The sequence below is a fragment of the Cellulomonas sp. ACRRI genome, assembly GCF_022346185.1.
Classification (GTDB): Bacteria; Actinomycetota; Actinomycetes; order Actinomycetales; family Cellulomonadaceae; genus Cellulomonas.
Genome location: NZ_JAKRMS010000187.1, coordinates 1 through 5,722 on the forward strand (window position 1 = coordinate 1; position 5,722 = coordinate 5,722).

At 75.6% G+C, this 5,722-nt stretch carries 5 protein-coding genes, 1 tRNA gene and 1 pseudogene; 5 read left to right on the forward strand and 2 right to left on the reverse strand.

The annotated features are described in order from the left end of the window. From MHY85_RS19895 to MHY85_RS19915, 5 genes and pseudogenes are all read left to right on the forward strand, one after another. Positions 1–688, forward strand: a pseudogene (locus MHY85_RS19895) (hypothetical protein); the annotation flags it as partial. Between the two features lie 37 nt (positions 689–725). Continuing rightward, positions 726–1,121: a ribosome silencing factor gene (gene rsfS / locus MHY85_RS19900; RefSeq protein ID WP_239199936.1), complete on the forward strand. Its 396-nt coding sequence runs from the start codon at positions 726–728 to the stop codon at positions 1,119–1,121. Continuing rightward, positions 1,118–1,813 carry a histidine phosphatase family protein gene (locus MHY85_RS19905; RefSeq protein ID WP_239199938.1) on the forward strand — a complete coding sequence of 232 codons (696 nt, stop codon included), beginning with the start codon at positions 1,118–1,120 and terminating at the stop codon, positions 1,811–1,813. The genes rsfS and MHY85_RS19905 overlap by 4 nt, the downstream gene beginning before the upstream one ends. Positions 1,814–1,900: 87 nt before the next feature. Next, positions 1,901–1,973 (forward strand) — tRNA-Ala (locus MHY85_RS19910). A gap of 163 nt (positions 1,974–2,136) precedes the next feature. Continuing rightward, on the forward strand, positions 2,137–2,658 hold the full coding sequence (locus MHY85_RS19915; RefSeq protein ID WP_239199939.1) for a GNAT family N-acetyltransferase: 522 nt from the start codon (positions 2,137–2,139) through the stop codon (positions 2,656–2,658). A gap of 45 nt (positions 2,659–2,703) precedes the next feature. Here MHY85_RS19915 and MHY85_RS19920 read toward each other — a convergent pair whose 3' ends face one another. Together MHY85_RS19920 and MHY85_RS19925 are read right to left on the reverse strand one after the other, a co-directional pair. Next, positions 2,704–4,683: a YjhG/YagF family D-xylonate dehydratase gene (locus MHY85_RS19920; protein ID WP_239199940.1), complete on the reverse strand. Its 1,980-nt coding sequence runs from the start codon at positions 4,681–4,683 to the stop codon at positions 2,704–2,706. Further along, a partial coding sequence (locus MHY85_RS19925; RefSeq protein WP_239199941.1) for a dihydrodipicolinate synthase family protein occupies positions 4,680–5,722 on the reverse strand: 1,043 nt, incomplete at its 5' end. The genes MHY85_RS19925 and MHY85_RS19920, both read right to left, overlap by 4 nt.

Sequence of the window (5,722 nt, forward strand, 5' to 3'; positions counted from 1 at the left end):
GTCCTCCGCCGCCCCGGCCTCCTCCGCCGCCGCTCCGGCCCCCGCGCAGCAGCGCGGCCCCGGTGCGTCCTGGACCGCCGGAGGCGCGTCCTGGCGCCCGCTCGCCGGCGACTCCGGCCCGGCCGCCGGGACGGCCGGCGGCACCGGCACGTCGGCGCTCCCCGCGGTCGGCTCCGCCGCCGCCCCAGCGGCCCCCGCCGCACCGCCCATGCGGGACCAGCCCGGGACCGGCCCGGGTCGCACGACCCCGGCGCGCACGACCGGGGCGCGCCCGACGCCCGCCGAGCCCGAGACGGCCGCCTCCGCGACCGCTCCCGCACCGGCCCGGCCCACCGCGCGGCCGGAGGCGGTGTCCGACGACGACGAGGCCCCGGTCCCGCAGTGGCAGAGCCTGCTGCGCGCGATGGCGCCCGCGCCGCTGCCCGAGGACGAGGCCGAGATCACCGACGCCACCGGCGACATGCTCCGCGGCATCGACGCGGACGAGGAGATCGACGAGATCGACGAGCAGCCCGAGCGGCTGCGCCGCCCGCTGCCCTACACCTGGCTGCAGTGGGTGATCCTGGCGGTCGTGGCGTTCGTGCTCGGCTTCCTGGTCATCCTCGTCGCGAACACCGCGTCGGGCGCCGCCGGGTCCGACGTCCCCGCTCTCGCGGCCGCGGTGCTCGACGCCGCGCCCGCCCCCTGACCCGCACCATCCGCACCCCGAACCACCGAGGAGACCCGTGTCGGCAACCGACCGCGCGATCGAGCTCACCGTGGCGGCGGCCCGCGCCGCCGCCGACCTCAAGGCCCAGGAGATCATCGCCCTCGACGTGAGCGGCCAGCTCGTGCTGACCGATGCGTTCCTGATCGCCTCCGGCACCAACGAGCGCCAGGTCGGCGCGATCGTGGACGCCGTCGAGGAGGCCCTGCACAAGCTCGGCGCCAAGCCGCTGCGCCGCGAGGGCAAGTCCGAGGGCCGGTGGGTGCTCATCGACTTCGGCGACGTCGTCGTGCACGTCCAGCACGCCGAGGACCGCACCTACTACGCGCTCGAGCGGCTCTGGAAGGACTGCCCGGTCATCGAGCTGCCGGCCGACGTGCACGGCACCCCCGAGGGCGACGAGGCGGGGGAGTGACCGCCGGGCGCGTCGTCCTCTGGAGGCACGGGCGCACCGCGCACAACGCCGCGGCGCGCCTGCAGGGCCAGTCGGACATCCCGCTGGACGACGTGGGCCTCTGGCAGGCGGAGACGGCGGCGGCGGCGCTCGCGAGCCGGTACGCCCCGACGCGCATCATCGCCTCCGACCTCGGCCGGGCACGGTCGACGGCGGAGGCGCTGTCCGCGCGCACCGGCCTGCCCGTGCACACCGACGCGCGCGTCCGCGAGCGGTCGTTCGGCGACTGGGAGGGTCTGACGTCGGCGGAGATCGCCGAGCGCTGGCCCGAGCAGCACGCCGCCTGGCGGGCGGGCCACGAGCCGGAGCGCGTGGGCGCCGAGACCCGCGCGGAGGTCCAGGCCCGCATGATCCGGGCGATCGAGGAGCAGGCGGGCGCGCTGGAGGCCGACGACACGCTCGTGGTGGTGTCGCACGGCGCCGCGATCACCCTGGGCCTGGTCGGGCTGCTCGGCCTGCCGGCGGAGTGGAAGGGCGTCTCCGGCATGTCCAACGCCCACTGGGCCGAGGTCCAGCCCGGTCGCCCCGGCTCGGGCCTGGCGTGGCGGCTGGAGGCGCTGAACGTCGGCCCGGTGCACGCGTCCTCCGACTGGAACGCGGGCCCGGACCGCGTCGACCGCGGCATGGACGAGGAGGTCCGCGACCCGGCCTGACCAGCCGATTCGCATCTTCCGCGCCGTTCGATTAGAGTTCAGGACGCCCGCTCAGCGGGACGGGAGACGGCCGGAAGGCCTGCTCACGGGGCTGTGGCGCAGCTGGTAGCGCACCTGCATGGCATGCAGGGGGTCAGGGGTTCGAGTCCCCTCAGCTCCACATCGGAAGCGGGCGAGAGCGATGAGCTCTCGCCCGCTTCGTCGTTCCCGGTTGTCGCTGCGTGCGTGTCGCTCGGCACGAGCGCCGCGGCGGTGTCGATGATGGTCGAGCAGCTCGACCAGCTCGAGCAGCTCGAGCAGCTCGAGCAGGGGGCGGGGGCAGGATGACTCAACGCGACGTCGTCGCCATCCGTGATGCGGCGGGCGATGACGTGGGGCGGATCTGCGCGTTCGGCGCGGCCCACATCCCGTCGCACTACGCGCCGCTGATCGGCGCCCCAGCCGCAGAGTGGCAGGTGTCGCGCTGGTGGGGCGAGGCTCAGATCGAGCCCGCCGTGTCGGCAGGTCTTGTCGTCGTCGCGGAGGCGGGGGGCCGGCTCGTCGGTGTCGTGCAGCGCGGGCGCCACGGCGCCGACCACGTCCTGTACAAGCTCTACGTCGACCCGAGCCACCGCGGGCTGGGGCTCGGTCCCCGGCTGATCGAGGCCGTCATCGGGCGGCTGCCGCCCGACGCGAGCAGGTTGTCCGTCGAGCACTTCGCGAGCAACACCCGGGCCGGGGCGTTCTACGAACGCGAGGGCTTCGTCGTGGAGCGGGTCGAGCGGAGCGGCACCAGCTCCGCGCTCGACGTGGTGTGGCGCGTGCGGGACCTCGAGCACGGGGCGGAGGACCGGCCCGGCGCGTGAGGACCTCCCCGGGCGTTCGTCCCGGCCGGAGCCCGGAGCGCCCCGTCAGCCCTCGCCCCCCGGCCCGTCCAGCGCCGCCACCCCCGCGGCGAGCACCTCGACGATCCGGTCCACGTCGTACACCGCCCCGCCCCACGTCCCGCCGCTGGCCTCCTGCAGCGCCGCCCACAGCCGGGTGTCGTCGGGCAGCTGCGGGTGCGGGGCGAGCCCGGGGTGCGGCTCCCGCGCCGCGAGCACCCGCGCGCCCTCCTCCGGGGTGAGCGGGGCCTCGGGGTCGCCGACGTAGTCCACGCTGCCCTCGAGCCCGGCGACGTCGACGCGGATCCGGACCAGGTCGCCGTCCCGGAGCCGCCCGACGGGCCCGCCGGCCAGGGCCTCGGGACCGACGTGCCCGAGGCACGCGCCGGTGGAGACGCCGGAGAACCGCGCGTCGGTGATCAGCGAGATGTCCCGCCCGTAGCTGAGGTGCTTGAGGGCGGAGGTGACCTGGTAGGTCTCCTCCATGCCGGTGCCGAGCGGCCCGCCGCCCATGACGACCATGACGTCGCCAGGGGCAACCTCCCGGGCCTTGATCGCCTCGATGGCCGCGGCCTCGGACGTGAACACGCGCGCCGGGCCGACGTGCTCGAAGACGTCCCCGTCGAGGCGGGCCGGGTCGATGGCGGTGGACTTGATGACGGAGCCCTCGGGCGCGAGGTTGCCGGTGGGGAACGCGGTCGTCGGCCTGAGTCCCCGGCGGCGGGCCGCGGGCGGGCTCATGATGACGTCGTCCGGGTCGACGCCCTCCTGGTCCCGCAGGACCTGCCGCAGGCGCGCACGGCGCTCGGAACCGGCCCACCAGTCGAGGACGGTGCCGAGGGTCTCGCCGGTGGCGGTGAGCGCGTCGAGGTGCAGGACGCCGAGGTCGCGCAGGTGCAGCATGACCTCCGGGGCGCCGCCGGCCAGGAACATCCGGACGGTGGGGTGCTGGACGGGACCGTTCGGCAGGACGCTGACCAGGCGGGGGACGGCGCGGTTCACCCGGAGCCAGTCGTCGACGGAGGGCCGCGGCACGCCCGCGGCGTGCGCGATCGCCGGCAGGTGCAGCAGCAGGTTGGTGGACCCGCCGATGGCGGCGTGCACGGCCATCGCGTTCTCGAACGCCTCGGGGGTGAGCACGTCCCGGGTGGTCAGCCCGAGCGAGCGCTGCCGCAGCACCGCGAGCGCCGACTGCCGCGCGACCTCGGCCCAGACCGGCTCGCCCGACGGGGCGAGGGCGGAGTGCGGGAGCGCGAGGCCGAGGGCCTCGGCGACCACCTGGCTGGTCCCGGCGGTGCCGAGGAAGTGGCAGCCGCCGCCGGGGGAGGCGCAGGCGCGGCAGCCGGCCTCGGCGGCGTCCTCCAGCGAGAGCTCGCCGTTCGCGAACCGGGCGCCGATCGTCTGCACGCGCGCCAGGTCCTCGCCGCGGGTCGGCGGCAGCGTGACGCCGCCGGGCACCAGGACGGTCGGCAGGTCGTGCTGGGACGCGAGCGCCATCATGGTGGCGGGCAGGCCCTTGTCGCAGGTGGCGACGCCCAGGACGGCGGACCGCGTGGGCAGCGACCGGATGAGGCGGCGCATGACCGTCGCGGCGTCGTTCCGGTACGGCAGGGAGTCGAACATGCCGGTGGTGCCCTGGGACCGCCCGTCGCACTGGTCGGAGACGAACGTGGCGAACGGCAGCCCGCCCTCGGCCGCGACGGTCTCGGCCGCTGCGCGCACCTGGTCGACGAGCTCGAAGTGCCCCGAGTGCAGCCCGAGCGCGATCGGCTCTCCGGTCTCCGACCGCAGCCCGCCGGCGGTCGACACGATCATCACCTGCGGCCCGAGCAGGTTCGCCCGGGGCCAGCCCATGCCGGCGTTCTGCGTCATGCCGAACACGTCGCCGCTCGGCGACTCGCGCAGCGTCCGCGCGGTGAGCGGCAGCCGCCCGGACGGCCCGTCGGCGTGCGAGCGCAGGGCGTAGATGCCGTCGTGCGGCTCCAGCAGGCCCTCCCAGGACGTCACGGCAGGTCCTCGACGGTCGCCATCAGCGCGGCGAGCGCTTCCGCCTGCTCCGGCGTGGCCGGCAGGTGCGGCGCGGTCGAGTGGTGCTCGAGGCGGACGCCGCGGCCGACCATGCCCTCCTTGAGCAGCGGGAAGAACGGCGCGCCGAGCGCGTACACGCCCATGAGCACGTCGATGCGGCGCTGGGCGACGGCGATCGCGGCCGCGTCGCCGGAGTCGACGGCCCGCACGTACGCCGCGCAGTACTCGGGGTACAGGTTGGCCAGCCCGCCGATGGCCCCGGCGCCGCCGGACGTCACGACGTGGTGCAGGTTCTCGTCGAACCCGGCGAACACCCGGAACTCCGGGAACTCCGGGAGCAGCTCGGTGAGCAGCCGCCGGGTGTGGCCGACCTCGAGCACGGTGTCCTTGTAGCCGACGATGTTCGGGTGCCGGCGCAGCAGCCGGCGCGTCACCTCGGGTCCCACGTCGTACCCGGTGCGGGCGGGGAAGTTGTACAGGTAGACGTCGCCGGGCACCTGGTCCGCGACCGCGGAGAAGTACGCCTCGACGGCCGCGTCCTCGAGCGCGAAGTAGTACGGGCTGACGACCATGACGGCGGGCGCCCCGGCGTCCAGCGCGTACCGGCTGAGCTCGACGGTGTCGTCGACCCGGAGGCAGCCGGTGCCGACGATGAGGTCGCCGCGCGGCAGCACGTGCTCGACGGCGAGGTCGATCAGCTCGCGCTTCTGCTCGGGCCGCAGGGCGAAGAACTCGCCGGTGCTGCCCAGGAGCACGATGCCGTCGACGCCGCCGTCCAGGATGTGCTCCCAGACGGCGAGGTTGCCGTCGCGGTCGAGGGTGCCGTCGGCGTGCAGCGCCGTCACGGCGGGGGCGTAGAACTGCGCCATCGCGATCACCAGACCCGGACGCGCGCGGCCTACGAGAACCCCGACGGCACCCCCGTCGTAGGCGTGCGTGCCGTTCGACTCCGGGGGGAAGTCCGGCAGCAGCATCGGGGCGTCCGCGGCGTACACGCCGTGGCGCGCGCCGACGAACA